This window comes from Herbaspirillum sp. GW822-FHT03A08 (genome assembly GCF_058801885.1).
Genome location: NZ_JBXANR010000001.1, coordinates 853305 through 878495 on the forward strand (window position 1 = coordinate 853305; position 25191 = coordinate 878495).

Annotated in this window: 25 protein-coding genes; 15 read left to right on the forward strand and 10 right to left on the reverse strand. The window is 59.3% G+C overall.

Annotated features, from left to right (window positions below):
* Nucleotides 1–222: 222 nt before the first annotated feature.
* Together groES and groL are read left to right on the forward strand one after the other, a co-directional pair.
* Nucleotides 223–513, forward strand: coding sequence for a co-chaperone GroES (groES, locus tag AC1RN6_RS03940; RefSeq protein WP_007882171.1), 291 nt, complete (start codon nucleotides 223–225; stop codon nucleotides 511–513).
* Nucleotides 514–627: 114 nt separating this feature from the next.
* A complete protein-coding gene (gene groL, locus AC1RN6_RS03945) occupies nucleotides 628–2280 on the forward strand; it encodes a chaperonin GroEL (protein ID WP_493003180.1) in 1653 nt (550 codons plus the stop codon).
* A gap of 149 nt (nucleotides 2281–2429) precedes the next feature.
* On the opposite strand, the gene AC1RN6_RS03950 is transcribed toward groL, so the two are convergent.
* Entirely contained in the window at nucleotides 2430–2999 is a 570-nt protein-coding gene (locus tag AC1RN6_RS03950; protein ID WP_493003182.1) for a methylated-DNA--[protein]-cysteine S-methyltransferase, read from the reverse strand.
* Between the two features lie 389 nt (nucleotides 3000–3388).
* On the opposite strand from AC1RN6_RS03950, the gene AC1RN6_RS03955 reads away from it, so the two are divergent.
* The 3 genes from AC1RN6_RS03955 (at nucleotide 3389) to AC1RN6_RS03965 (ending at nucleotide 5960) form a co-directional block, all read left to right on the forward strand.
* A complete protein-coding gene (locus AC1RN6_RS03955; RefSeq protein WP_493003184.1) occupies nucleotides 3389–4438 on the forward strand; it encodes a methionine ABC transporter ATP-binding protein in 1050 nt (349 codons plus the stop codon).
* Nucleotides 4428–5081, forward strand: coding sequence for a methionine ABC transporter permease (locus tag AC1RN6_RS03960; RefSeq protein ID WP_493003186.1), 654 nt, complete (start codon nucleotides 4428–4430; stop codon nucleotides 5079–5081). The genes AC1RN6_RS03955 and AC1RN6_RS03960 overlap by 11 nt, the downstream gene beginning before the upstream one ends.
* Before the next feature lie 78 nt (nucleotides 5082–5159).
* Nucleotides 5160–5960: a MetQ/NlpA family ABC transporter substrate-binding protein gene (locus AC1RN6_RS03965; RefSeq protein WP_493003188.1), complete on the forward strand. Its 801-nt coding sequence runs from the start codon at nucleotides 5160–5162 to the stop codon at nucleotides 5958–5960.
* Nucleotides 5961–6028: 68 nt separating this feature from the next.
* On the opposite strand, the gene AC1RN6_RS03970 is transcribed toward AC1RN6_RS03965, so the two are convergent.
* The 3 genes from AC1RN6_RS03970 to AC1RN6_RS03980 form a co-directional block, all read right to left on the reverse strand.
* Entirely contained in the window at nucleotides 6029–6403 is a 375-nt protein-coding gene (locus AC1RN6_RS03970; protein ID WP_493003189.1) for a hypothetical protein, read from the reverse strand.
* A gap of 287 nt (nucleotides 6404–6690) precedes the next feature.
* Nucleotides 6691–7644, reverse strand: a complete 954-nt coding sequence (gene ylqF / locus AC1RN6_RS03975; RefSeq protein WP_493003190.1) for a ribosome biogenesis GTPase YlqF — start codon at nucleotides 7642–7644, stop codon at nucleotides 6691–6693.
* Between the two features lie 93 nt (nucleotides 7645–7737).
* A complete protein-coding gene (locus AC1RN6_RS03980; RefSeq protein ID WP_493003192.1) occupies nucleotides 7738–9204 on the reverse strand; it encodes an MFS transporter in 1467 nt (488 codons plus the stop codon).
* Between the two features lie 196 nt (nucleotides 9205–9400).
* Here AC1RN6_RS03980 and AC1RN6_RS03985 point away from each other — a divergent pair, with 196 nt between their 5' ends.
* Nucleotides 9401–10276, forward strand: coding sequence for a LysR family transcriptional regulator (locus tag AC1RN6_RS03985; RefSeq protein WP_493003194.1), 876 nt, complete (start codon nucleotides 9401–9403; stop codon nucleotides 10274–10276).
* 21 nt (nucleotides 10277–10297) lie between these two features.
* Here AC1RN6_RS03985 and AC1RN6_RS03990 read toward each other — a convergent pair whose 3' ends face one another.
* On the reverse strand, nucleotides 10298–11239 hold the full coding sequence (locus AC1RN6_RS03990) for a histone deacetylase family protein (RefSeq protein WP_493003195.1): 942 nt from the start codon (nucleotides 11237–11239) through the stop codon (nucleotides 10298–10300).
* Nucleotides 11240–11462: 223 nt separating this feature from the next.
* Between AC1RN6_RS03990 and mltB the strand changes: the two genes are divergently transcribed.
* From mltB to AC1RN6_RS04005, 3 genes are read left to right on the forward strand one after another with little or no spacing between them, the layout of a single operon-like run.
* Nucleotides 11463–12611, forward strand: a complete 1149-nt coding sequence (gene mltB, locus AC1RN6_RS03995; protein ID WP_493003197.1) for a lytic murein transglycosylase B — start codon at nucleotides 11463–11465, stop codon at nucleotides 12609–12611.
* A gap of 55 nt (nucleotides 12612–12666) precedes the next feature.
* A complete protein-coding gene (locus AC1RN6_RS04000; protein ID WP_493003198.1) occupies nucleotides 12667–14835 on the forward strand; it encodes a TonB-dependent siderophore receptor in 2169 nt (722 codons plus the stop codon).
* Between the two features lie 15 nt (nucleotides 14836–14850).
* Nucleotides 14851–16038, forward strand: a complete 1188-nt coding sequence (locus AC1RN6_RS04005) for a phosphotransferase enzyme family protein (RefSeq protein WP_493003199.1) — start codon at nucleotides 14851–14853, stop codon at nucleotides 16036–16038.
* A gap of 3 nt (nucleotides 16039–16041) precedes the next feature.
* On the opposite strand, the gene AC1RN6_RS04010 is transcribed toward AC1RN6_RS04005, so the two are convergent.
* The gene (locus tag AC1RN6_RS04010) at nucleotides 16042–16455 is read right to left on the reverse strand and encodes a RidA family protein (RefSeq protein ID WP_007882150.1); all 414 of its coding nucleotides are present in this window, start codon (nucleotides 16453–16455) and stop codon (nucleotides 16042–16044) included.
* Between the two features lie 41 nt (nucleotides 16456–16496).
* Entirely contained in the window at nucleotides 16497–17468 is a 972-nt protein-coding gene (locus tag AC1RN6_RS04015; protein ID WP_493003201.1) for an agmatinase, read from the reverse strand.
* 232 nt (nucleotides 17469–17700) lie between these two features.
* Between AC1RN6_RS04015 and AC1RN6_RS04020 the strand changes: the two genes are divergently transcribed.
* The gene (locus tag AC1RN6_RS04020; RefSeq protein WP_493003203.1) at nucleotides 17701–18576 is read left to right on the forward strand and encodes a LysR family transcriptional regulator; all 876 of its coding nucleotides are present in this window, start codon (nucleotides 17701–17703) and stop codon (nucleotides 18574–18576) included.
* Here the strand turns inward: AC1RN6_RS04020 and AC1RN6_RS04025 are convergent.
* A complete protein-coding gene (locus AC1RN6_RS04025; RefSeq protein WP_493003205.1) occupies nucleotides 18573–18851 on the reverse strand; it encodes a hypothetical protein in 279 nt (92 codons plus the stop codon). The two genes, AC1RN6_RS04020 and AC1RN6_RS04025, sit on opposite strands and share 4 nt — an antisense overlap.
* On the opposite strand from AC1RN6_RS04025, the gene AC1RN6_RS04030 reads away from it, so the two are divergent.
* The 3 genes from AC1RN6_RS04030 to AC1RN6_RS04040 all read left to right on the forward strand — a co-directional run bounded on the left by AC1RN6_RS04030 (nucleotide 18843) and on the right by AC1RN6_RS04040 (nucleotide 22263).
* Entirely contained in the window at nucleotides 18843–19814 is a 972-nt protein-coding gene (locus AC1RN6_RS04030; protein ID WP_493003207.1) for a MurR/RpiR family transcriptional regulator, read from the forward strand. The two genes, AC1RN6_RS04025 and AC1RN6_RS04030, sit on opposite strands and share 9 nt — an antisense overlap.
* Before the next feature lie 104 nt (nucleotides 19815–19918).
* Nucleotides 19919–20707, forward strand: coding sequence for a transporter substrate-binding domain-containing protein (locus tag AC1RN6_RS04035; protein WP_493003209.1), 789 nt, complete (start codon nucleotides 19919–19921; stop codon nucleotides 20705–20707).
* 179 nt (nucleotides 20708–20886) lie between these two features.
* Nucleotides 20887–22263 carry an MmgE/PrpD family protein gene (locus tag AC1RN6_RS04040; RefSeq protein WP_493003211.1) on the forward strand — a complete coding sequence of 459 codons (1377 nt, stop codon included), beginning with the start codon at nucleotides 20887–20889 and terminating at the stop codon, nucleotides 22261–22263.
* A 15-nt stretch (nucleotides 22264–22278) separates the two neighbouring features.
* Here AC1RN6_RS04040 and AC1RN6_RS04045 read toward each other — a convergent pair whose 3' ends face one another.
* Nucleotides 22279–22815 carry a YaeQ family protein gene (locus AC1RN6_RS04045; RefSeq protein WP_493003212.1) on the reverse strand — a complete coding sequence of 179 codons (537 nt, stop codon included), beginning with the start codon at nucleotides 22813–22815 and terminating at the stop codon, nucleotides 22279–22281.
* A gap of 125 nt (nucleotides 22816–22940) precedes the next feature.
* On the opposite strand from AC1RN6_RS04045, the gene AC1RN6_RS04050 reads away from it, so the two are divergent.
* Together AC1RN6_RS04050 and AC1RN6_RS04055 are read left to right on the forward strand one after the other, a co-directional pair.
* Nucleotides 22941–23522 (forward strand): DUF1415 domain-containing protein, encoded by a 582-nt coding sequence (locus AC1RN6_RS04050; RefSeq protein WP_493003213.1) that lies wholly within the window; start codon nucleotides 22941–22943, stop codon nucleotides 23520–23522.
* A gap of 322 nt (nucleotides 23523–23844) precedes the next feature.
* A complete protein-coding gene (locus AC1RN6_RS04055) occupies nucleotides 23845–24177 on the forward strand; it encodes a hypothetical protein (protein WP_493003215.1) in 333 nt (110 codons plus the stop codon).
* Between the two features lie 99 nt (nucleotides 24178–24276).
* Here AC1RN6_RS04055 and cysM read toward each other — a convergent pair whose 3' ends face one another.
* Nucleotides 24277–25179, reverse strand: coding sequence for a cysteine synthase CysM (cysM, locus tag AC1RN6_RS04060; protein ID WP_493003217.1), 903 nt, complete (start codon nucleotides 25177–25179; stop codon nucleotides 24277–24279).
* Nucleotides 25180–25191 lie beyond the last annotated feature (12 nt).

Here is a 25191-nt window from a genome sequence, read left to right on the forward strand (position 1 = left end):
CAAAGATCCGGGATCGGTTTAATTAACTCCTGAATCAACCCCGCTCTTGAAAAACCCCCACTCCGCCCCTATACTTAGCACTCGTTAGGGGAGAGTGCTAACAACTCCTCCTGACCTACCCACTTTTCCGATGTGGCACGGATTTCTTGCTGCAGGGCTTAAGTACAACTTTGCAGCCAATGCCGCAATTATCTATAACTTATTGAATTTTAAGGAGTTTTCATGAGCCTTCGTCCTTTGCACGATCGCGTTATCGTCAAGCGTCTCGACCAAGAAACCAAGACCGCATCCGGTATCGTGCTGCCTGACGCAGCAACTGAAAAGCCAGATCAAGGCGAAATCCTGGCAGTCGGCAACGGCAAGATCCTGGATGACGGCAAGGTCCGTCCGCTGGCAGTCAAGGTCGGCGACCGCGTTCTGTTCGGTAAGTACTCCGGCCAAGCCGTGAAGATCGATGGCCAGGAACTGCTGGTCATGCGCGAAGAAGACCTGTTCGCCGTCGTCGAAAAATAATCGGCCTCCTCTGCATTGGCGCGATGTAAACGCATTGCGCCTGCAGCGAACACTCGGATCGAAGCTGAATAAGCCGGTTCAATCGCAATACAAACGAATTTTGGAGAATCCAACATGGCAGCAAAACAAGTAATTTTCGGCGATGACGCACGTGCAAAAATCGTCAATGGCGTCAACATCCTGGCAAACGCAGTTAAGGTAACTCTGGGTCCTAAGGGCCGCAACGTGGTTCTGGAGCGTAGCTTCGGCGCCCCGACCGTCACCAAGGACGGCGTTTCGGTTGCGAAAGAGATCGAACTGAAAGACAAGCTGGAAAACATGGGCGCGCAACTGGTTAAAGAAGTTGCCTCCAAGACTTCCGACAACGCCGGCGACGGTACAACTACCGCTACCGTGCTGGCACAAGCTATCGTTCGCGAAGGCTTCAAGTACGTTGCAGCAGGTTTCAACCCAACCGACCTGAAGCGCGGCATCGACAAGGCTGTCACCGCCATCGTCGGCGAAGTCAAGCTGCTGGCAAAGCCAACAACTACCAGCAAGGAAATCGCTCAAGTCGGCTCGATCTCGGCTAACTCGGATTCCGATATTGGCGACATCATTGCCAAGGCAATGGACAAAGTCGGTAAAGAAGGCGTCATCACCGTGGAAGACGGCAAGTCGCTGGAAAACGAACTGGACATCGTCGAAGGTATGCAATTCGACCGCGGCTACCTGTCGCCATACTTCATCAACAACCAAGAGAAGCAAGTTGTTGCTCTGGAAAACCCATTCGTCCTGCTGTTCGACAAGAAGGTTTCGAACATCCGTGACCTGCTGCCAATCCTGGAACAAGTGGCCAAGGCCGGCCGTCCGCTGCTGATCATCGCTGAAGATGTCGAAGGCGAAGCACTGGCAACTCTGGTTGTGAACAACATCCGCGGCATCCTGAAGACTGCAGCTGTCAAGGCTCCTGGCTTTGGCGACCGTCGCAAGGCAATGCTGGAAGACATCGCTATCCTGACCGGCGGCCAGGTGATCGCTGAAGAAGTCGGCCTGACTCTGGAAAAAGCCACTCTGGCTGAACTGGGCCAAGCCAAGCGCATCGAAATCGGCAAGGAAAACACCACCATCATCGACGGCAACGGCGAAGCCATCGCTATCGAAGCACGCGTCAAGCAAATCCGCGCGCAAATCGAAGAAGCGACTTCCGACTACGATCGTGAAAAGCTGCAAGAACGCGTTGCCAAGCTGGCAGGCGGCGTTGCTCTGATCAAGGTTGGCGCAGCCACCGAAGTCGAAATGAAGGAAAAGAAAGCACGCGTTGAAGATGCTCTGCACGCTACTCGCGCAGCTGTCGAAGAAGGCGTTGTGCCAGGCGGCGGCGTTGCCCTGCTGCGCGCTCGCGCTAACGTCAAGAACCTGAAGGGCGACAACGCCGATCAGGAAGCCGGCATCAAGATCGTTCTGCGCGCTGTCGAAGAGCCACTGCGTCAGATCGTGTTCAACGCAGGCGACGAACCTTCGGTCGTGATCAATGCGGTTCTGGCTGGTTCGGGTAACTACGGTTACAACGCTGCCAACGGCACCTACGGCGATCTGGTTGAACTGGGCGTTCTGGACCCAGCAAAGGTCACCCGCTCCGCTCTGCAAAACGCAGCATCGGTTGCCGGCCTGATTCTGACAACCGACGCACTGGTTGCTGAATTGCCGGAAGACAAGTCGGCTGGCGGTATGCCAGGCGGCATGGGTGGTATGGGCGGCATGGGCGGTATGGACGGCATGATGTAATTCGGCTGCGCCTGCATTCTCCGGAATGCGGGCGCACCGGAAAGCACAGACCTTTCCACACCAGCTTCGCGCTGTACAAAAAAGGCCTCGAGCAATCGAGGCCTTTTTTATTGTCCGGAGAATTTCTACTTCTACGCCGTCATGCGCAGTCAGTCCGCAAACAGCAAACTCTGATTCGGATCCGGCAGCTTGCTGCGGCGCTTTTGCGGAACACCTGTGCCGGGCTTGTTATGCAAGGCATGCGCGCCTTCCAGCGTGAGCAGCAGCTCCTTGGCCTTGAGGCCGCCGGCAAAACCCGTCAGCTCGCCCGAGGCGCCGATCACGCGGTGGCAGGGCGCGATGATGGAGATGGGATTCTTGCCGTTGGCCGCGCCGACTGCGCGCACCGCCTTGATGTCGCCGAGCTGGCGGGCGATGTCGCCGTAGCTGCGGGTTTCGCCGAAGGGGATGGTCAGCAAGGCGGCCCACACGCGCTTCTGGAAATCGGTGCCGGTGAAGTCCAGCTCCACCTCGAAGCGCTGGCGCTTGCCGGCAAAGTATTCGTTCAGTTGGCGTTCCGTCTCCAGCAGGACGGCGCTGGCGGGTTCCGGCGTCAGTTCGCCGAGTTTCACCCGGGTCGGCTTGTCGTTTTCCCACAGGATGGCGGCGAGCTTTCCGCCCCGCCCTACCAGCGTCAATTGACCGACCGGCGACTCCATTGTTTTATAGACGTATGACATGCTTCTCCTTGAACCCGCGGTGGAACACCGGACACTGAACACCGAACACGATGCCCGCTATCTTAGCGTGTGAAGACAGAACTTTCAGGGCAGGGGTTCCATCACGCCGGATCGCACGGGCCCCCGGCCCCACGGTCTTGCTTTGCAAGAAATACACTTGCGTTTTTGGCAATATCCTCAAAAACCAATCGGCGAAATCGCTCTATTCTCGTCTTTTCGCCCACAAAACCGCGTGGTTATGCCTTTTACTCATTAGGGAATATGCAAAATGTAGTTCCTCGTGTAACGAAATCCTCATAAAATCACGCTTCTATATAAAAAATATAGGCAGCAGGTGGTCCACGAGGCCGGCCTGCTGCCTTTTTCATTGCAACATGAACGAAAGCAATATGATTGAAATACGGGGGGTCACCCAGCGCTTCCAAAGCGACAACGGTACGGTGGACGCAGTACGCGACGTCAACCTGTCCATCCGCAAGGGGGAAGTCTTCGGCATCATCGGCCGCAGCGGCGCCGGCAAGAGTACGCTGGTGCGCACCATCAACCTGCTGAACCGTCCCACCACCGGCAATATCGTTATCGACGGCAAGGATCTGACCACGCTGTCGTCCGACGACCTGCGCGATGCGCGTCGCCACATCGGCATGATCTTCCAGCATTTCAACCTGCTGTCCTCGCGCACGGTGTATGACAACATCGCCCTGCCGCTGGAACTGGCCGGCCTGTCCAAGGCCGAGATCGCCAAGAAAGTGGAGCCGCTGCTGGAGCTGGTCGGCCTGACCGCATTGAAGAACCGCTATCCGGCGCAAATTTCCGGCGGCCAGAAACAACGTGTGGGCATCGCCCGCGCGCTGGCCAACGATCCGAAAGTGCTGCTGTCGGACGAAGCCACCTCGGCCCTCGATCCGGAAACCACACGTTCGATCCTCGAACTGCTGCGCAAGATCAACAAGGAACTCGGTCTGACCATCGTCCTTATCACGCACCAGATGGAAGTCATCAAGGTGATCTGCGACCGCGTCGCCGTGATGGAAGCCGGCCAGGTCATCGAACAGGGTGAAGTACTGGACGTGTTCCGTGAACCCAAGCATGAAGTGACGCGCGCCCTGATCGGCGACGTGATCGCGCATGAGCTGCCCAAGGGCGTGCTGGCGCGCCTGCGTGAGCGTCTGGCCAATACAAAGGATGGCGCAAGCACCGATCACCTGTTCCGTTTTGCCTTCACCGGCTCGGGCGTGGATCAGCCGCATCTGTCGGAAGCGGTGCGTCGCTATGACCTGGACTTCAACATCCTGCACGGACAGATCGATGAAATCCAGGGTCAGGCGTTCGGCTCGCTGGCGATCCTCGCCAACGGCACCCCTGAGAACATTACCAATGCAATGAATTACCTGCGTGCGCAAGGCGTCGTGGTGGAGGAGCTGAACCATGTCATCTGAACTGATTGATCTCTTTATCAGCTCCTTCGGCGAGACCCTGATGATGGTCGGCATCTCCGGCCTGCTGGGCGCCGTGTTCGGCGTGCCGCTGGGCATCGCCCTGCATCTGACTGAACGCAAGGGCATCCTCCCGAACCTCGCCTTCAACCGCATCGCCGGCCTGCTGGTCAATGCCGTGCGTTCAACACCATTCATCATTTTGCTGGTGGCGGTGATCCCGTTCACGCGCTTCTTCGTCGGCACCTCGATCGGCACTGCCGCCGCGATCGTGCCGCTGACGATTGCCTCGGCGCCGTTCATCGCCCGCCTGGTGGAAACCGCGCTGCGCGAAGTCGATCACGGCCTGGTGGAAGCAGCTCAGGCCATGGGCGCGACCACCTGGCAAATCATTTATAAAGTATTGGTGCCGGAAGCGTTTGCTGGTATCGTCGCGGGTCTCACGATCACCTTCGTCAGCCTGGTCGGCTACTCGGCCATGGCCGGTGCGATCGGTGGCGGCGGCCTGGGCGACCTCGGCATCCGCTACGGTTATCAGCGCTTCCTGCCGGAAGTCATGCTGGCGGTGGTGCTGATCCTGATCGTATTTGTGCAATTGGTGCAAACGCTGGGGGATATCCTGGTGCGGCGCTTAAGCCACCGTTAAGTCACCACTGACCACGGCTAAGGCGTTAAAAATATAAGCAGCTATCCGCTGCCATCTTTGAAGAATGAAAGGGAAACAATGAATCGTCGTCAATTAATCCAGTTTTTCGCAGGTCTCGGCGTTGCTGCCAGCCTGGTCGCCGCTCCCGTCCTGGCGCAAGACAAGCCGATCAAGATCGGTGCCACCGGCGGCCCGCACGCTGAAATCCTGGAACAAGTGAAGAAGCTCGCCGAGAAAGACGGCCTGAAGCTGCAAATCGTTGAATTCAGCGACTACATCCAACCGAACGCCGCTCTGGCTGCCGGCGATCTGGATGCCAACAGCTATCAGCATCAACCGTACCTGGACGCGCAAGTCAAGGATCGCGGCTACAAGCTGGTCAGCGTCGGCACCACCATCACTTTCCCGATGGGCGTGTACTCCAAGAAAATCAAATCCCTGAACGATCTGAAGAACGGCGCCCGCATCGGCGTGCCAAACGATCCGACCAACGGCGGCCGCGCGCTGCTGTTGCTGCAAGCACAAGGTGTGATCAAGCTGAAGCCTGATGCTGGCCTGAAGGCAACGCCGCTGGACATCATCGACAACCCGAAGAAGGTCAAGATCGTCGAACTGGACGCCGCTCAGCTGCCGCGCTCGCTGGATGACTTCGACGCTGCCGCCATCAACGGCAACTTCGCTGAATCCGCCGGCCTGTCGCCAACCAAGGACGGCATCGCCATCGAAGCCGCCAAGGGTCCTTACGTCAACGTGATCGCCGTGCGCGTCGAAGACAAGGACAAGCCATGGGTCGCCAAGCTGATCAAGGCTTACCACAGCCCGGAAATCAAGAAGTTTGTCACCGAGAAGTACAAGAACTCGGTCGTGACTTCCTGGTAATCAGGACGCTGCAAAAAAAAGCCGCCTACGGGCGGCTTTTTTTATGGTTTTTCTCTCGGGCATCACCGCTAACGCCAATGCCCCGGCTGCTCGCGATCGAACTTGTCCTCCGCCTCGCGCAGATGCCGGATCAGGATGTGCGAGATCACATTGGTGCCGATACCGCCCAAAAAGGCCGGCAGCAGATACAGGCACAGCGACATTTCCGAATTGAAGAAGCTGTCGTCAAGCGACGACAAGGAGGCTCTCGCCAGCCACGCCAGCTTCTTCAGCAGCACGATATCAATCCCCGCCAGCACCAGCAGCAACATGCCGAAGAGCAGAACGATGGAACGCGCCAGCGCCCGCTTCAACAGCATGGTGGCGAAGATGGCTGCCGGCAGCACCAGCGAGAAAAAGATAAGAAGATAAAACTCGATCTTGAGAAAAACGCTATCAGCCATGATTACCTCCTGTACGCGCAGTCGTTGCATGCCAGGAATAAAACCCGCAACGCCGCAGATGCATCGTTTCCTGTATGGAGGGCTCGAATTGCTCCGTCACCGCAATAAGACTATCCACGCCCGCTTTAGCGGTAAAGATGGAATGTTGAGTACGCTGTACTGTAAAACCGAAGCATGCCCGGCGACCACGTTTTTACAACTCATTACGGCCGCGTGCGATCTGATACATGGCAGCAATAAAAAAGCCCGCCTGAGCGAGCTTTCTTCCTTACCGGAACACGGCGCCTTTACTCCGGACGGCCGCGATTTCTTTCCGCTTCCTCCGCTTCGGCTGCTGCGAGTTCGGCAGCCTCTTCCGCGGCAGCAATCGCCAGTTCCTCCTGGTACGCCGCCAGCAGTTCAGCACGCGTCTGCGGTGTTTCCAGCGTGATGCGTCCGAGCGCGCCGGTACGGTAATCCTGCAGGAAAGTGTGCGCCGCCTTTTCGTAGTCGAAGTCGCCGCCCTTGAGACGGAAGCCGCGCTTGGCTGCCACGCCCTCCACCACTGCCACACCGTCCATGCCTTCGGTCTTGAAACCGTAGCGCGCCGCCAGCAACTGCGGATAACGCTTGAGCAATTCGCCGGCGAGAAAAGTGGCAACCTCTTCTTCGATCAGCGCGTTGCTGCCGACCGCATGGCTGGCCGCCAGCATCAGACCGTCGCTGGGATGCATGATCTTCGGCCACAGCATGCCGGGCGTGTCGATCAGCACCATGTTGTTGCCGAGGTAAAGACGCTGCTGGGTCTTGGTCACGGCCGGCTCGTCGCCGACGGCGGCCACACGCTTCTTGAGCAGCGCATTCATCAGCGTCGATTTGCCGACGTTGGGGATGCCCATGATCATCATGCGCAGCGGCTTCAATGGCGTGCCGCGGTGCGGCGCCAATGCCAGCGCCAGCTTCGGCACCTTGGCGACGTCGCTGGGCTTCTTGCAGCTCAGGGCGACGGCGTTGACGTTCTTCTGGCTGTTGTAGTGATTGATCCAGGCTTGCGTGACGGCCGGGTCGGCCAGATCGCTCTTGTTGAGGATCTTCAGGCAGGGACGCTGACGAAACAGACGGATCTGTTCGATCATCGGGTTGCAGCTGGCCTGCGGCAGGCGCGCGTCGAGCACCTCGATGACCAGGTCGACCTTTTCCATTGCTTCCGCCGCCTTCTTGCGGGCGGCGTTCATGTGACCTGGGAACCATTGAATAGACATGCGGAATTCTTCTTTTTGCAAAATAAGCCGCTATTTTACGGCCTGCGGCCTATTTACCCTTCATTTGCTCTTAAAAAGAAGTCAATCCGACGCTTATTTCGTTGCTGACGCACCGGCCACAGAAGTCGCGGCCGAGCGGGCATTAACGTACCGCAACACCAGCACCAGCGCCAGCACATAGACGATGGCAATCACGCCGTAAGCCAGCACGATGCGGGTCGTCCAGCCGGTAAAGGTGTGCAGGATCGCGCCCATCAGCGCCACGCCGACCAGCGCCCCGATCTGGCGATTGGCGTTGAGCGCAGCGGCGGCGCTGTTGGAATTGACCTTGCCCGCCACTTGCATCACCGCAGTGGTCATCGCCGGAATCGCCGTGCTGATGCCCAGATTGGCCAGTGCGCCGGCCACGGCCACCATCCAGTAAGGCGTCTCGGGCGTGAGCGCCATCTGCAACGCCGAAAACACCGCGCCGACCGTCAGGCCGAGGCGCAGCGGCAAGCGAGGGCCCCAACGCGCCGTCATGCGCCCCGAATTCAGATTGCCGATAAAGATCACAGCCATCATCGGTACCATCTGCAAACCGGTTTGCAAGGCATCTGCCCCACGCGCCTGTTGCAGAAACAGCGCCAGGAAAAAGAACTGGCCGTACACGCCGAAATTGATCAGGAAGCCGATGCCGTTGGCTGCCGCGAACTGTGGCGTCGCAAACAAGGCGCGCGGCAACAGCGGCGCCGAACCGCTGCGCTCACGCTGCACCAGCGTCCCCAGCGCCAGCAGCACCACGATGACGGCGGTGACGATGGGCATCGATGTCCAGCCATAGACCGGGCCCTGGATCAGCACGAAGCTCAATGCCGCCAGCATCAGCACGCCGAGGAAATGGCTGGTGATGGTCAGCGCGCGCATGTGCTTCTCCACCGCAGGAATCATCTTGACCGCCATGAACAGGCCCAGCAAGCCGACCGGCACGTTGATCAGGAACACGCTGCGCCAGCCGAACGAGTGAATCAGGATGCCGCCCACCAGCGGGCCGACAGCCGCCGCGCCGCCGACCGTCGCCGACCACACGCCCAGCATGCGGGCGCGCACGCGGTCGTCTTCATAGACATGGGTCAGCAAGCTCAGCGAACTTGGCATGAAGAACGCCGCGCCCAAACCTTGCAGCAAGCGTGCCGCGACCAGCATGCCGCCGTTGGGCGCCGCACCGCACAGCAGCGATGCGACCACGAACAGCACCAGACCGAGCAGGTAAATATTCTTGGCGCCGTAACGATCCGCCAGTGCGCCGCCGACCAGCAGCATGGCGGCGAAACTCAGCGTGTAGCCATCGACGATCCACACCAGCATGCTGAGCGGCGTAGCGAGGCTTTTCTCAATCGATGACAGACCGACGTTGACGACGGTCACATCCAGCATCGCCATCACGAAACCGATGGCGAGCGTGATCAGGGGCAGCAAACCGATATGCGCATGTGGTTTGGCCGCAGCGGGTACAACTACTGGTATCGCTGCTGCGGCTGCGGTGGCGGTGGCCGCCTGTGAGGGGCATTGTGTTGACATGGGGCACTTCTCTTTCTGTAAGAGCTGCCGGCAAACTTGTTTCTCAAGACCCGCCGGGCAACCGGGAATACGAGCAAGGTGCCATTCTATGCTTCTTGCGCAATGCAATAAATAAGCATAACCTCATGACTCTGATGCAAAAATGCATCACGCAATTACCCTGCAACTCCTTCGAAAGCAAGCATGGACTGGGATCATGGACTGGGATAACGCCCGTATTTTTCTGGCAATCCAGCGAGCCGGCACATTGCGCGGCGCGGCTGAGCAATTGCAGATTGACCAGGCGACGGTCGGCCGCCGCCTCAACGCGATGGAGAAATCGCTGGGCGCGCGTCTGTTCCTGCGCACGCCAGCCGGCTACGTCGCCACGCCTGCGGGCGATCTGGCAATTGCCGCCGTGGAAAAGATGGAACAAGCCGCCGACCAGCTACAGCGCCAGATGCAGGGCATCGACGAGCGCCTGTGCGGCGTAGTGCGCGTAGCGGCGACCGACACCATGGCCAAGCACATACTGATGCCGGCCATGCAACAGCTGGCGGCTGAACATCCCGCTATCCGCGTCGTGCTGACCACCTCCACGCAAGTCTCCAACCTTACCCGGCGCGAAGCCGACCTGGCCGTGCGCAGCCTGCGCCCCACCAGCCCCGATCTGATTTCGCGCCACCTGAAGCGGCTGGCCGTCGGCTTGTACGCGTCAAAGGCGTATCTGAAGAAACGCGGCATACCGCAGCCCGGTTCCGCCCTGGCGGGGCACGACGTCGTGATCTACCAGCGCGCCATTTATGCATCGCAAATCGAAACCATCTGCGGCGAATCGACCGCCAACGCGCGCGTAGCCATGGAAGTCAGTTCGGGATTGATGCTGATCGAAGCAGTAGCCGCCGGATTGGGGATCGGGGAATTGCCCACATACATGGCGGAGACGCTGCCTCAGCTGGTGCGGCTCTGGCCGGAACGTTCCGAGCCTTACGACATGTGGCTGGTGCTGCATGACGACCTCAACCGCACCGCCCGCGTGCGTGCCGTGGCGGACGCGATTGTCACCGCTTACGACAAGCTGGAAGCGCCGTAATCCGGATTTGGGCCGAAACAATCAATCAAGATCAGCCAGCACCTTGAGATGCGCCACCACGCTGCGTCCCAGCGCCGACAGGTTGTAGCCGCCTTCAAGGCAGCTGACGATGCGGCCGCGCGCATATTGCCGCGCCACGTCCATGATCTGTCTCGTCATCCAGGCGTAGTCCGCCTCGACCAGCGCCATTTGCCCCATGTCGTCTTCGCGGTGAGCATCAAAACCGGCTGAGATGAAGATCATCTGCGGCTGATGCGCATGCAGCGCCGGCAACCACTTGTCCGTCACCAGTTTGCGCACCACGTCGCCTGCGGTATAGGCCGGCAAGGGCTCGTTGAGGATGTGCGGCTCGGCCGGATCGGCGCCGCTGAACGGGTAAAACGGATGCTGGAAAAAACTCACCATCAGCACGCGTGGATCATGCTTGAAAGCCTCTTCGGTGCCATTGCCGTGATGCACGTCGAAGTCGACGATAGCTACACGCTCCAGCCCGTGCATATCAATGGCGTGCCGCGCCGCGATGGCGACGTTGTTGAACAGGCAAAAACCCATCGGCGTGGTCGGCGTCGCGTGATGCCCCGGCGGACGCACCGAGCAGAAAGCGTTTTCCAGCTCGCCGGCGATAACGGCGTCGGTGGCGGCCACGGCGGCGCCGGCAGCGCGCAAGGCCGCCTTCCAGCTGTGCTGATTGAGGGAGGTGTCCCCATCCAGCGGATAGTGCGCGGCGCCGTTCTCAGCCAGCGCAGCAGCATTGTCGCGGATCAGCGATACCGCATTGGCGGTGTGGATGCGTTCGATGTCCGCGATCTCGGCCAGCGGCGCTTCGCGGCGATCGAGGAACTGGTCGATGCGGCTGGAGATCAGTTGATCTTCAATCGCTTGCAGGCGCAGCGGCGTCTCGGGATGCCATTCGCCCATCTCGTGGCGCTGGCAGTCGGCATGGGTGTAGAAAGCGGTGGTCATTGTTGTCTTTAATATCAGGCGTCGGCCTGTCTCGCTCAGACTTGTCTCAATCTCCTTGGCATCCGTCTCAAAAGACACCGGAGTCGTGCTAGTGTACATCCCCGAGGCGGGCGTGGCGCGGACCGCCCAGTCGTTCATGTATACTGGCTGACTTGCCTGTCAGCCAGCTTACGAACAACGGCGCGACCGGACATCCCGATTTTCCCTGACCTTGCGCTTACCCATGCCGATGAAACATAGCTTCCGCTTCAGTTTTCCCTCTTCCCTGCTTGGCTTGTTCGTACTTTCCCTGGCTTGCCTGAACCCGGCGGCCGTTCATGCAGAATCGACGACGGCACAGTCAAAGAGCAAGGGCGGCAGCAAAGCTTCGAAGCAAAAAGCCAGGCCGAAGAAGAAGGCCGCAGAAGCCGACGACGGTGAATTCGCCAATTTCAGCCAGTGGAAGGAAGTCAACGCCTTCATCGACGAAATGGTCGAGCGCAACGGCTTCGACAAGGCGACTCTGCAAGCGGTCTTCAGCAAGGCCCGCTATCTCGACACCGCGATCCAGCTGATCAAACCCGCGCCAAGCGGCAAGCCAAAGAACTGGCAAGCCTACCGTGCCCGCTTCGTCGAACCGAAGCGCATCAATGCCGGCGTCGACTTCTGGAATGAGCATGAACTGGCGCTGTCGCGCGCGGAAGCCCAATACGGCGTGCCGGCCGAGATCATCGTCGGCATCATCGGCGTGGAAACCGTCTATGGCCGCAACACCGGCAACTTCCGCGTGATGGATGCGATCACTACGCTGACCTTCGATTATCCCAAGACCGCCAACCGCGACGCGCGCATGGCCTTCTTCCGCGGCGAACTGGAAAACACTCTCCTGTTTGCCCGTGAATCCAACGTCGATCCGTTCTCGCTGCTGGGGTCCTACGCCGGCGCGATCGGCTGGCCGCAATTCATGCCGAGCAGCATCCGCCAGTACGCTGTCGACTTCGACGGCAACGGCAAGATCGATCTGCGCAGCTCGCCGGTGGACGCCATCGGCAGCGTTGCCAATTTCCTCAAGATTCATGGCTGGCAACGCGGCGAACCGACCGTCTTCCCGGCCACCGTCACCGATACAGCCAAAGCCGAAGACCTGATCAACCAGGGCCTCGAAGCCAAGTTTTCACCGGATGAGCTGAAAGCCGCCGGCGTGGTGCCGGGAGCCGAACTGCCTGCCGGCCTGCGCTACGGCGTGGTCGACTTGCAGAACGGCACGGCGCCGACTGACCACTGGCTGGCGACCAACAACTTCTTCGCCATCACGCAGTACAACCGCAGCTATTTTTACGCCATGTCAGTCGTCGACCTGGCGCGCGCTGTGCGTACCGCGCGCGGGCAATAGTCAATAATCAGCGATCTTCCGCTCGTATCGTCTTCAAAAAAGTAAAGCAATACCGATGAAACGTTTTTCTCCTCTCGCCATTTCCCTGACGCTGGCCAGCGCGCCATGCGTTTTCTCGACCAGCGCCCGCGCCGAAGAACCTGCTGAAGCCGGCTCGCTGCCGACCGTCAGCGTCACCGCCGAAAGCGCCGCCGCGCCGACCTATCGCGCACGCTCGTCGAGCATCGCCGGTTTCGGCGACACGCCGCTGCTCGATACGCCGGCTTCCGTCACCGTCGTGACCGAAGCGCAACTGAAGGATCAGCAAGCCCGCCTGCTCAGCGACATCATCAAGAACGACGCGAGCATCGGTGAGAACTATGCGCCGGTCGGTTATTACGAGAACATCAGCGTGCGCGGATTTCCGCTGGATCTGGCGAGCGGTTATCGTATCAACGGCCTGTCCGTCGTCGGCGAACAGAACATCGCGTTGGAGAACAAGGAACAGGTCGAAATCATCAAGGGCTTGTCCGGGCTGCAAGGCGGTGTCGTCAACGCCGGCGGTCTGGTCAATTACGTGACCAAGCGTCCGGCCGATGTGCGCTCGGTCATGTTCGGCACCGACTCCAACGGTTCGCGCTATGTGTCGACCGATCTGGGCACGTTGTTCGGCGACCACAAGCAATTCGGCCTGCGCGTCAACGCCGCACACGAAGACATCAATTCCTACGTCAACAACAGCGACGGCTATCGCGACTTCGCCTCGGTTGCAGCAAACTGGGACATCACGCCGACGGCGCATCTGCAGTTCAACATCGAGTATCAGAAAAAAGCGCAGAAATCGGTCGCCGGCTATCAACTGCTGGGCGGAAAAACCGTGCCGACCAATGTGTCGCCAAGCACCATGCTGTCGCCGCAATCCTGGGCACAGCCGGTGCGCATCGATTCGCTCAACATGAATACGCGCTTTGACGTCGAGCTCAACGCCGACTGGCGCGCCTACCTCAATGTCGGCCGCAGCCGCGCCGTCATCGACGACTATCTGGCCTTCCCGTACGGCAGCAATGTCGCGACCAGCTTCTCGCCGACTTTCGCCGCCAACGGCGACTTTGACGTCTACGACTATCGCAGCCCCGATGATACCCGGCGCAATGACGAAGGCCAGGCGGTTTTGCAGGGCAACTTCAACACCAGCTTCGTCAAGCATAGTCTGACCGCCGGCCTGAGCATGTCGCGCCGCGTGGTCGACAAGTCGGACGGCATTTCGATTCCGGTCGGCAGCGACAATATCTACAGCGCGACACCTGCCGTACTGCCGCCATCGGGTGCAGATATCCCGGCGTCGTATCGCAATCTGGACAGCCGCCAGCAAGCAATCTTCTTTACCGACCGCATACAGTTCAGCGATCGCTGGCAAGTACTGGCCGGCGGACGCCAGGTCTGGCTGAAAGAAAAAACCTACGACGCGACCGGCACCACCACCCGCGATACCGACCGCAACCAATTCCTGCCGCAACTTGCGCTGATCTTCAAACCGCAAGCCAATATGTCGCTCTACGGCAGCTATGCCGAAACGCTGAGCATGGGTACGTCGGCAGCGTTCTGGGAAAGCAACTACCCGACCACACTGCCGCCGTCGGTGGCGCGCCAACTGGAAGCCGGCTACAAATACGACTGGAGCAAGGACCTGAGCTTTACCTCGGCAATCTTCCGCATGAAGAAGGCCTACGAATATCCGCAACCGGATGCCAGCGGCACCACTTTCACCTACGTGCAACAGGGCAAGGAAACCCACACTGGCATCGAACTCGGCGCCTCCGGCAATGTCACCCGGCAACTGCGCCTGGCCGCCAGCGTGGCCTTCATCCAGGCGCGCGCCGATGGCACCGGTACGCCGGCTTACGACGGCAAGCAGGCGATCAACGTGCCGCGCGTGCGCAGCGCGGTATATGCCGACTATGCACTGGCGGCCCTGCCCGGCCTGAACCTGCAAGGCAGCTGGCTGTATAGCGGCAGCAAAGCCGCTACGCGCGATGGCAGCGCCACTGTACCGGCTTACCATATCTTCAACGCCGGCTTGCGCTATCAGACCAGTGTGAGCGGACACCCGACCACGGTGCGCCTGACCGTCGACAACATCTTCGACAAGCGTTACTGGAAAGACACCGGCGAATCGCTTGGCGACAGCTATCTGCACCTCGGTGCGCCGCGTCTGGCGCGCCTGACGGTGCAATACGACTTCTGACCGGCGAGCGCCTGCATGGAAGCCGCTTCCCATCACCTGACCCGCGTCCTTAGCCACGGCATGAATGCCGATGCGGTGATTTCGGACTGGCCGGCGCTGACGTCGGCGGAAGTCACGCGCGTGCTGCAGCACTATCCGCAGGCTGGAATCCCCAAGCGTCTGGTGTGGCATAGCCCGCGTCCGTTCTCGGCAGGCTGCGTGATGACGACGTCAACGATGGAAGTGTTCGTCAAGCGCCACCATATCTCGGTGCGCGACGTCGACGGTCTGAGCGAAGAACACGGCTTCATCAATCACCTGCGCAGCCGCGGCATCGCCGTGAGCGAAATACTGACCACCAGCGACGGCGCTACTGCCATCACCGACGATCACTGGACCTATGAAGTGCACGGCGTCGCCTCGGGCATCGACCTGTACCGCGATGCCGTGTCATGGACGCCGTTCAGCAGCCGCGTGCACGCGCACGAAGCCGGCAAGGCGCTGGCGCGCCTGCATCTGGCCGCAGAAGACTACGCCGCGCCCGCACGCAAGGCGCAGACGCTGGTGTCGAGCTTCACGATTTTTTCTCAGCAGGATCCGCTGCCGGCGCTGCAACGCTATGTCGAACAGCGTCCGGCCATCGGCGATTATCTGAAGCATCGCCACTGGCTTGAAGAAACCGCGACGACACTGCAGCCCTTCCATGACAGACTGCGTCCTTATCTGGACGAACTGACCCCACTGTGGACGCACAACGACTGGCACGCTTCGAATCTGCTGTGGACCGACCGCAGCGCTGCCGCCGGTGTGGAAACCATCCTCGACTTCGGTCTCAGCGACCGTACCTGCGCTCTGCACGATCTGGCGACGGCGATCGAGCGCAACGTCATCGAGTGGCTGGCGATACAAGAAATACAGCATGCGCAGACGGGCAAGCAGAACGTGGTCCATCCCGATCTGCTCGACGCCATGCTGGACGGCTACCACCTGATCCGTCCGCTCAGCGCACGTCAATGGCAAGCTCTGGCCGCGCTGCTGCCGCTGGTGCATGCAGAATTTGCGCTGGCCGAACTGGCCTACTTCCATGGCATCACGCGCTCGGCGAAGAATGCCTCGCTGGCCTACGACACCTACTACCTCGGTCATGCAGCCTGGTTCAACAGCGAAGAAGGACAGCGGCTGCTCGAACAGATCGGGCAGCGCGCAGCCATTCTTAATCAGTGATGATCAATCCGGAATGACGGCGGTCGCATCGACCTCCACCAGATATTCCGGACGCGCAAATGCCGACACCACGATACCGGTCGACACTGGGAACACGCCCTTGAGCCAACGTCCCACCACGCGATACACATCTTCGCGGTAGCGTGGATCGGAGATGTAAATCGTCACCTTGCAGATGTGCTCCAGCTTGCCGCCGGCTTCCTTGAGCAGCATGTCGATGTTGTACATCGCCTGCTCGGTCTGGCCTTTCACGTCGCCGATGCAAACGCTTTCCGAGGTATCCAGGTTCTGTCCGATCTGACCGCGCAGGAATACGGTCGTACCGCGCGCGACGACTGCCTGGCACAGGTCGTTGTCGATCTTTTGCTCCGGATAGGTATCTTTGGTATTGAATCTGCGAATGCGCGTGTGTTCCATGAGAGCCTCAGTGAAAGTGTGGGGTGAAGTGAGTCAGTTGATTACGCTTTGTTCTTCTTGTCGAAATAGCCGGCACGAATCGTCGCGCCGATCAGATTGACGATCAGGCGGCCGGCCGTGACGCAAGTCAGTTTGCTGGCATTGTCCTTGACCGGTTGAATCTCGACGATGTCCATGCCGACCACGCGTCCCTTCTTCACCAGTCCGTGAATCAGCTTGCGTGCCTGCACGAAGCTCACGCCACCTGGCGCCGGGCCGTCGACGGCCGGCATGATTGTCGGGTCAAGACCGTCGGCATCGATGGTCAGGTAATAGTTACCGCCATCAGGGATGCGCGCCAGCACTGCATCCATACCGATATCGTGCAGCTCATACGCCGAGATCAGATCAGCGCCCCAGGCTTTGGCCGCTTCGTAATCGGCAGGACGTCCGCTGCCCTGTGCGCGCAAACCGATCTGCACAATGTGTTTCACAAAAGGCAGTTCGGACGCACGGCGAATCACGCTCGACAAACCGTCGCGCACGCCGTTGACTTCGTCGCGCCAATCCAGATGTGCATCGATGTGCACGATAGTCACCGGCCCCACTTCGTCGAAACCGCGCAAGACCGGATTGGTGATGCCGTGATCGCCGCCCAGCACGATAGGCATGCCGCCGCCGCGCAGGATCTGGCGGATCGCCAGTTCGGCACGGCGCTGATGATCACCGGGCACGGCGAGATCGGGCAGCACATCGCCGCAATCGACAAAACGGATATCGCTGCGTCCTTGCAGCATCGGTCCATCGATGTCGAAATCGTAATGCTCCGGCGCGCGCACGATGCGGTCGGTGACGTCGCGGATCGCTTGCGGTGCATTGCTTTGATCGTTGGTGAATTGACGCGGCGTGTAGGCCGAACCGAACGGCACGCCGAGGATCGCGATGTCCGCTTTCAGATCAGTCATGTCGGTGACCAGCTCCGAATACAGCAGTGTTTTGTGGCCGGTGCGCGGTGCTACGGTAAGTTGTTCCATGACCTGGGATCCTTTGGGCGGAATGTAGACGGAATATAAAAGCGAGAGAAAAATCAACCAATGTCCATGCAAGATCAACGCCAGCGCATGTGTCGACACAGCCGAGTGCGTTTGACTCTAGCAAGCAATGCAGATAATAAAAAATGATTGTTTTGCAGGTATAGTCTTGAAATTCAATACCTTTCATTTTTTGCTCTCTCTACTTATTTAGTCACCTTCCCGGCAGGCAACCATGATCCATCTGGACTTCGACGAACGCGACCTGCGCTCTCTGCGCGTGTTTTGCAATGCAGCTCAGGCCGGTGGCTTCGCCGCTGCGGAGAAGCGTCTGCACATGTCCAAGGCGTCCATCAGCCGCCACGTGCGCGAAGTGGAAGAACGTCTCGGCGTGCGCCTGTGCGAGCGCGGCCCGGCCGGTTTCAAGCTGACGCCCGAGGGTGAAGTGGCGCTCAAGCTGGCGTCGGATGCCTTGCGTTCGCTGGAACGGATCCGTTCCGAGATCGACGCCGTGCATGGCGTGTTGTCCGGCTCGCTGTCGATCGGCATCGTCGAACACACGCTGACGCACCCCGATTGCAAGATCCCGGAGGCGCTGGCCATCCTGCGCGAGCGCGCACCTAACGTGCGGCCGGAAATCAGTGTCATGACCTTCCCCGATCTCAACCAGGCTTTGCGCGAACATCGTGTCGACATTGCGATCCGTGGCAAGTATCCGCGCGAGGGGGAATTCAACTACCTGCCGCTGTTCTCGGAAACTCATCGCGTCTATAGCGCGGCAAAAAAACCGAAGCGCGGCGCCGACGATCTGCCGCTGGTATACAGACAACATCCTTATGTCGACCAGGCGCTGGCGACCGAAGGCTACGCGCGCGGACCGGATGCCGGCGGCCTGGAAGCTATCGGCTTGCTGGTTGCAACCGGCAGCTATCTCGGCATCCTGCCGGTGCACTATGTACAACTGCTCGGCAAACGCTATGCGCTCAAGGTGAGAAGCGGCAGTCCGTCCTATCATCATCCGATTTGCGCCGTCACCGAATCGTCTCGCCCATCGACGTATCGCGCCGACCTCTTCCTCGACATCCTCAGAGAACTGCATCCGGGCAACTAATTCAAACTAAGCTCACCATGTTGCAGCGCCGCCATGTCCATCGTGGCGCATCGGCGATGCATGTCACGGAATGCGCAGCTCCTGCAGCGGACAATTTGATTCACGCAGCCATCTGTTTTTGAATCATCAAAATCAAAACTCTCCTGCGCAGCAATTTTCCTGAACGCTGAAATGCGCCACAAAAATGATTCATTTGAATCATTTACAAAAAATATTGGCACATATGTTGCTTGATGCCCTGCATATCCCGATTGCGGAGCATCAACGTGAATCAAGCCACATCAGCATCGCCAGAGTCACAGAAACCGTCTGAATCCCTGCGGTCTCAGCAAGCGCTGGTGCTGCACATCAAGCAATGCTTCGACAGCCTGCCGCGGCAAGTGCGTCTGGCTGCCAGCTTCGTCCTTGATCATCCGCATGAAGTGGCTGTGATGTCCATGCGTGAGCAGGCGCGACTGGCCGGCATTCCACCGTCGACCATGACGCGCCTCGCCAAATTTCTGGGCATGGAGGGTTACGACGACATCCGCGAAGTGTTCAAGAACAATCTGCGCACACGCAGCAACGAGTACAGCCAGCGCGCCCACGGCCTGGTGGAGTTGAATCAGAAGATCGGCGAAACCGCACTCGCGCTGGACGTCGCCAACAACGCCATCGCACATATCCAGGCGCTGTGCAGCGCCGACACCCTGGCCGCCATCGTGCGTGCCGTGAAAATCCTCTCGGCATCGCGCACGATCTATTGCCTGGGATTGCGCTCGTCGTTTCCGGTGGCGTTTCAGTTTTCTCACGTCTCGGAATACTTCGCCAGGAACATCACGCTCATCGACGGCGCCGGCGAAAGCGGCATGATGAAAATCATGCATCAGGCCGGTTCCAAGGATGCCTTGTTCGTCTGCTGCATCGCGCCTTACTCGCGCCGCGCGGTGTCGATTGCCGGGCATCTGGCCAAGGCCGGCGTCAAGCTGATCGCCATCACCGACAGCGACAGCTCGCCGATTGCGCGCATGGCGGCCGAGACCATCCTGGTCGGCAAACAGAACGCCTCCTTCTTCGACACCTTGGTCCCCGCCTTTCTCGTCAGTGAAATCCTGGTTGCGCTGATGGCGGCGACCTCCAGGGTCGACGTCAAGGCCTCAGTCTCCGAGACGGAAAGGAATCTGTGGAGCATGGGCGAATGGTGGGGCGCGGAAGATAGCGAATTACCTAAAGCCCGTATGCGCAAAAACGACACCTGATGTTCAAGAACGAAACCAAAGAATTCGCTTCAGCACTACCCGCACTTCATGACGCACCTCATTACTTACTTGTGCACCACGCATATCACTGAAAGGATATCGAAATGAAACGCCGCTCTCTCCTGCTTAGCCTGATTGCCGTCTCGATTGCCGCCGCTGTCTCCGGCAATGCCATGGCGGAGGACGCCCTCAGCACCATCCTTGCACGCAAGGTGATTCGCGTAGCCGTACCGACCGACTATCCACCTTACGGCTCGGTCGGTACCGACATGACGCCGCGCGGTTACGACATCGACATGGCGGCACTGGTCGCCAGGAAGCTTGGCGTCAGACTGGAACTGATCCCCGTCACCGGCCCGAATCGCGTCGCTTATCTGCAGACCAAGAAATCCGACCTGACCATTTCCTCGCTCGGCAAAACGCCTGAGCGCGAAAAAGTCATCGACTACAGCATTGCCTACGCACCGTTCTTCGACGCGGTCTTCGGCAAGCAGGAAATCATCGCCAAGAGCTATGGTGAACTCACCGGCAAAGTCATCGCCGTGACACGCGGCTCGATGCAGGATGAAGAACTGTCGCGTCTGGCGCCGGGCGCCGTGATCAAGCGCTTCGAGGACAACAACGGCACGGTCTCGGCTTTCCTCGCCGGCCAGGCGCAGATGTTTGCGACAGGTACCGCAGTGGCGGCCACGATCAAGACCAAGGATCCGTCGGTAAGCATGGACCTGAAAGTCATCCTGTCCAACGCGCCGTGCTACATCGGCGTGCAAAAGGGTGAACCGCAGCTGGTCGCCAAGCTCAACGAAATCATCCGCGAAGCCAAGAGCAGCGGCGCCATCGACGAGATGTCGAAGAAGTGGCTGGGCGCACCTGCAGGTCCGCTGCCGGAATAATCAGGCTTAATCCGGATTAAGCCGGGAGCATGCCTGCGACGCAGTTCCCCTGCGTCGTCATTGCCTGATGCGGTGTTGCCCCGGACCAGCTCCGGCGACAGCATCGCATCAGGCAGGCCATACCTCTGCGCCTTCCTCTGCTTTCGCCGATTTTCTCCTCCACGACACAGCGTCACGCCATGACTCACCCTACCGCCATTGAACGCCTGGCCGACTGGATCTGCGGCCTGCAGCACAGCGACATTCCTGTCCCGGTCCGCACCATCGCCACCAATTGCCTGCTCGACGCCATCGGCGTGGCTTTCGCCGGCGCGGCGACAGCCGTGGCCCGCACCGCGCGCGCCATCGCCGCGGATGCCGGTTCGCGCGGCGATGCCGCCATCGTCGGCAGTCCGCAATTGTTTTCTGCGCCTGCGGCAGCGTTCGTCAATGGCGCATCGGCACATGCACTGGACTTTGACGACAATTGCTATGCCGGTTTCGTCCATGGTTCTGCGGTAATTGCACCTGCCGCCCTCGCAGTCGCGCAAAAACGCAATACCTCCGGCAGCGATCTGCTGACGGCGTTCATCGTCGGTTCCGAATGTGAATACGCCGTCGGCGCCGCCACCAACAGCATTCTTTACGATCATGGCTGGTGGACTACCGGCGTGCTCGGCCCGGTCGGCGCCTGCGCGGCGGCAGCCTGGTTGCTCAAGCTGGACCGCAAACAGACCGCCTCGGCATTGGGACTGGCAGTGGCCGGCACGGGCGGACTAAAAGCCTGCTTCGGCACCGACGCCAAGCCCCTGATGGCGGGCCGCGCAGCAGAAGCCGGCGTGGTCGCGGCGCTATTGGCGGCGCAAGGCGCCAGCGGTCCGCATGATGCATTCGAACATTGGAACGGATTCACCGGCTTGTTCAATCACGGCGAATTCAACGTTGCCATGATTGCGCAGCTCGGTTCACAGTGGTTCATGCAGTCGCCCGGCGTCGATCTCAAGCGCATTCCGCTCTGTCTGTCTTCGCATGCCGCCGTCGATGCCGCCATGAGCATCGTCACCCGGCATGGCATTCATGTGGACGACATTGAAGAAATCGTCTGCGACGTGCCGCAAATTGTTTTTGCCAATCTGATTTACAACAAACCCGCGACGCGGCAGGAAGCGCAGTTCAGCATGCCCTTCGCCGTGGCGGTGTCACTGCTATATGGGACCGTGGCGCTGGCGCATCTGGACGGCGCGGTCCTGCAGGACCCGCGCGTCATTGCACTGATGACGCGCGTCAAAATGACCGTCGGACCGCGCTGGAGTCTGGCCGGCGCCTGCGAAGCGGCGCCCGAAGGCGCCAACGTGCAGGTCAAGGCCGCGGGCCGTGATTGGGTGGAAGGATTCCAGGCGTATGCGCGCGGTGCGGCGCAATGCCCGATGCGTCAGGAAGAAATCGAGGACAAGTTCATGAAATGCGTCGCAGCTGGAACCCAGAGTGGCGGCTGCGATGCCGCACAGTTGCTGTCCCGCCTCAAATCACTCGATACGCTGCCGTCGGTGCGCTATCTGTTTGCCGGTGCCTGCTGACGGCGCTGCAAGCGATTACGGCTTGATCACCTGCGGGTCGATCTGCACCATGTCCTCATTACTGCCCAGCCAGATCTGGCCGTCCTGAATCGTGCATTGCAGCTGCATATTTCGCTGCGCCAGCTTTTCCAGCGCCTGGCTGGTTTCGGAGGCAATGTTGACGACGGTCAGGTTCTTGGCGCGCTCGACGCGGCTGCCGGTCTGGTTCCACCAGATATTGCTGACGCTGCTGTAGCTGTAGACGATCACGCGTGCGGCACGGCCGCAGGCCTTGAGGATGCGTTTGTCGTCAGGCTGGCCGACTTCGATCCACAGATCGATGGCGCCGGTCAGGTCCTTTTGCAAGATGTCCGGCTCTTCCACATCCGACAAGCCTTTGCCGAAGGTCAGCGATTCACTGGCGTTGAGCGCGAAGGCCAGCACGCGGATCATCATGCGCTCGTCGGTTTCCGACGGATGGCGGGCGATGGTCAGCGCGTGGTTCTGATAGTAGTGCCGGTCCATGTCGGAGATCTGCAGATCGGCTTTGAAGATGGTTGCTTTGAGCGCCATGGAGGTCTTATTTTGTGCGTAGATTGAAAACGAGGATGTGAAGCATAGCCGATTTCAGGCGGTTTCCGCTGTTTCCCTCGCTCTGCTTACTGTTTGCCCTTGAGACGTCATGAGACAATGCCGCCATGAATACCGCACCGTTTCCCTCCGACGACGACGTCATTGCGCTCACGCAAGCCTGGATCAGCGAGGCCGTGATCGGCCTCAACCTTTGTCCTTTTGCAAAATCGGTTTACGTCAAGAACCAGATCCGCTACGTCGTCAGCCGCGCCGAAACCGAAGCCGATCTCGCAGAAGAGTTGTCGCGCGAGTTGCAGCATCTGCAAGACAGCGACCCGGAGCTGATCGACACCACCGTGCTGATCCATCCGCGGGTCTTGCAAGACTTTCTGGACTACAACAGCTTCCTCGATGTTGCCGACCAGGTACTGGAAGATGCCGGTCTGGAAGGCGAGCTGCAAATCGCCAGTTTCCATCCCGGCTATCAATTCGCCGACGCCCTGCCGGACGATATCGACAACTTCACCAACCGTTCTCCCTACCCTGTTTTGCACCTGTTGCGAGAAAGCAGCATCGATAAAGCGGTCCAGGCTTTCCCCGAAGCAAGCGCCATTTTTGAGCGAAACATCGCCACCATGCGAGATCTCGGCTTAAACGGCTGGAATCAGCTGTCTTTTGTCGTATCAAAGAAACAACACCAAATGTAGAAAAAATCCTGTTAATATCTGTTACAAATTCAAGGTGATTTTTCGCAACTATTTTGTAATAGACTTTTCTCACTGGATGTACTGCCGTCAACATTGACGTTTTGCCAGTACCCAAGTGTGAAACAAAGAAACGAATAGTGAAGGCTGGCAAGTCAGACCGACTGATCCCGATGGCCTTGGTTCGAGTTGTGTATGTTGCAGTGGGAAAAGAATGGCACCTTTAATGGAAACTGGTTAACCACGTTTTGCAGTTTTACCAAGAACTAATAGCACTTGCACAAACAAGGCCCTTATAAACATCTGCATAATGGAACGTCCGATCATGACTACACCTAATGGCACCAACGATACTTCTCTCTCGGATCAAGTCAACTATGATCCTAACCACCTGCTCGACGCATTGATCGAGAAGCTGCATCTGAAGAACGATGCCGCCCTCTCCCGCGCGCTGGAAGTGGCTCCGCCGGTGATCAGCAAGATCCGTCACCGTCGCCTGCCGGTAGGCGCGTCGCTGCTGATTCGCATGCATGAAGTCAGCGAACTGTCGATCCGCGAACTGCGCGAACTGATGGGCGATCGCCGCGAAAAATTCCGCATCAGCGACAAGCAGTTCAAGCCGAAGCCAGGTTCGCCTGCGACACCGGGTATCGAATAAGAAAACGGAGCCTCAGGCTCCGTTTTTTATTGTGGCGAACACACGAACATCCGTTCACCACTTTCATCCCTCATTGACAACTTAAGCTTTCCCCTGCGCTTACGCCGGGAACACGCCCGTCGAGAGATAGCGGTCGCCGCGATCGCAGACGACGAACACGATCGTTGCATTTTCCACCTGCTGCGCGATGCGCAACGCGACTTCACATGCGCCCGCTGCGGAGATGCCGCAGAACAAGCCTTCGACCATCGCCAGCTTGCGCGCCATGTTTTCGGCTGCGGCCTGGCTCACGTATTCCAGCTGATCGACACGCGGTTTTTCATAGATCTTCGGCAAATACGCTTCCGGCCACTTGCGAATGCCCGGGATCGACGAACCTTCTTCCGGCTGGGCGCCGATGATCTGGATCTCCGGATTCTGTTCTTTCAGGTAACGCGACACGCCCATGATGGTGCCGGTGGTGCCCATGGCGCTGACGAAATGGGTGATGCGGCCTTCGGTGTCGCGCCACAGCTCGGGACCGGTGGTTTCATAGTGCGCCTGCGGATTGTCGGCGTTGGCGAACTGGTCGAGGATCAGGCCCTGGCCTTCTTTCTGCATCTGTTCAGCCAGGTCGCGCGCGTATTCCATGCCGCCGCTCTTGGGCGTGAGCACGATCTTGGCGCCATAAGCGGCCATGCTTTGACGGCGTTCTTCGCTGAGGTTTTCCGGCATCAGCAAGACCATCTTGTAGCCGCGCATTGCCGCGACCATGGCCAGTGCGATGCCGGTGTTGCCGCTGGTGGCTTCGATCAGCGTATCGCCCGGCTTGATCTGGCCGCGTTCTTCGGCGCGGCGGATCATCGACAGCGCGGCGCGGTCCTTGACCGACCCGGCGGGGTTGTTGCCCTCCATCTTGCCGAGGATGATGTTGTTGCGTCGCGCGACTTCTTCGCCGCCGATGCGTTGCAATTGAATCAAGGGCGTATTGCCGATGGTATCTTCGATGGTCAGGTAAGGCATGGTCGGAGGAAT

Bases quoted from the DNA above. Each gene is read 5' to 3' on its own strand.
- AC1RN6_RS04055 (WP_493003215.1), top strand. From the start codon at position 23,845: ATGACTACACCTAATGGCACCAACGATACTTCTCTCTCGGATCAAGTC.
- AC1RN6_RS04015 (WP_493003201.1), bottom strand. From the start codon at position 17,468: ATGGAACAACTTACCGTAGCACCGCGCACCGGCCACAAAACACTGCTG.
- AC1RN6_RS04000 (WP_493003198.1), top strand. From the start codon at position 12,667: ATGAAACGTTTTTCTCCTCTCGCCATTTCCCTGACGCTGGCCAGCGCG.
- AC1RN6_RS03980 (WP_493003192.1), bottom strand. From the start codon at position 9,204: ATGTCAACACAATGCCCCTCACAGGCGGCCACCGCCACCGCAGCCGCA.
- AC1RN6_RS03950 (WP_493003182.1), bottom strand. From the start codon at position 2,999: ATGTCATACGTCTATAAAACAATGGAGTCGCCGGTCGGTCAATTGACG.
- AC1RN6_RS04005 (WP_493003199.1), top strand. From the start codon at position 14,851: ATGGAAGCCGCTTCCCATCACCTGACCCGCGTCCTTAGCCACGGCATG.
- AC1RN6_RS03985 (WP_493003194.1), top strand. From the start codon at position 9,401: ATGGACTGGGATAACGCCCGTATTTTTCTGGCAATCCAGCGAGCCGGC.
- AC1RN6_RS03990 (WP_493003195.1), bottom strand. From the start codon at position 11,239: ATGACCACCGCTTTCTACACCCATGCCGACTGCCAGCGCCACGAGATG.
- ylqF (WP_493003190.1), bottom strand. From the start codon at position 7,644: ATGTCTATTCAATGGTTCCCAGGTCACATGAACGCCGCCCGCAAGAAG.
- AC1RN6_RS03970 (WP_493003189.1), bottom strand. From the start codon at position 6,403: ATGGCTGATAGCGTTTTTCTCAAGATCGAGTTTTATCTTCTTATCTTT.
- AC1RN6_RS03960 (WP_493003186.1), top strand. From the start codon at position 4,428: ATGTCATCTGAACTGATTGATCTCTTTATCAGCTCCTTCGGCGAGACC.
- AC1RN6_RS03965 (WP_493003188.1), top strand. From the start codon at position 5,160: ATGAATCGTCGTCAATTAATCCAGTTTTTCGCAGGTCTCGGCGTTGCT.
- groL (WP_493003180.1), top strand. From the start codon at position 628: ATGGCAGCAAAACAAGTAATTTTCGGCGATGACGCACGTGCAAAAATC.
- AC1RN6_RS04040 (WP_493003211.1), top strand. From the start codon at position 20,887: ATGACTCACCCTACCGCCATTGAACGCCTGGCCGACTGGATCTGCGGC.
- AC1RN6_RS04010 (WP_007882150.1), bottom strand. From the start codon at position 16,455: ATGGAACACACGCGCATTCGCAGATTCAATACCAAAGATACCTATCCG.
- AC1RN6_RS04020 (WP_493003203.1), top strand. From the start codon at position 17,701: ATGATCCATCTGGACTTCGACGAACGCGACCTGCGCTCTCTGCGCGTG.
- groES (WP_007882171.1), top strand. From the start codon at position 223: ATGAGCCTTCGTCCTTTGCACGATCGCGTTATCGTCAAGCGTCTCGAC.
- AC1RN6_RS04045 (WP_493003212.1), bottom strand. From the start codon at position 22,815: ATGGCGCTCAAAGCAACCATCTTCAAAGCCGATCTGCAGATCTCCGAC.
- AC1RN6_RS03955 (WP_493003184.1), top strand. From the start codon at position 3,389: ATGATTGAAATACGGGGGGTCACCCAGCGCTTCCAAAGCGACAACGGT.
- AC1RN6_RS04035 (WP_493003209.1), top strand. From the start codon at position 19,919: ATGAAACGCCGCTCTCTCCTGCTTAGCCTGATTGCCGTCTCGATTGCC.
- AC1RN6_RS04050 (WP_493003213.1), top strand. From the start codon at position 22,941: ATGAATACCGCACCGTTTCCCTCCGACGACGACGTCATTGCGCTCACG.
- mltB (WP_493003197.1), top strand. From the start codon at position 11,463: ATGCCGATGAAACATAGCTTCCGCTTCAGTTTTCCCTCTTCCCTGCTT.
- cysM (WP_493003217.1), bottom strand. From the start codon at position 25,179: ATGCCTTACCTGACCATCGAAGATACCATCGGCAATACGCCCTTGATT.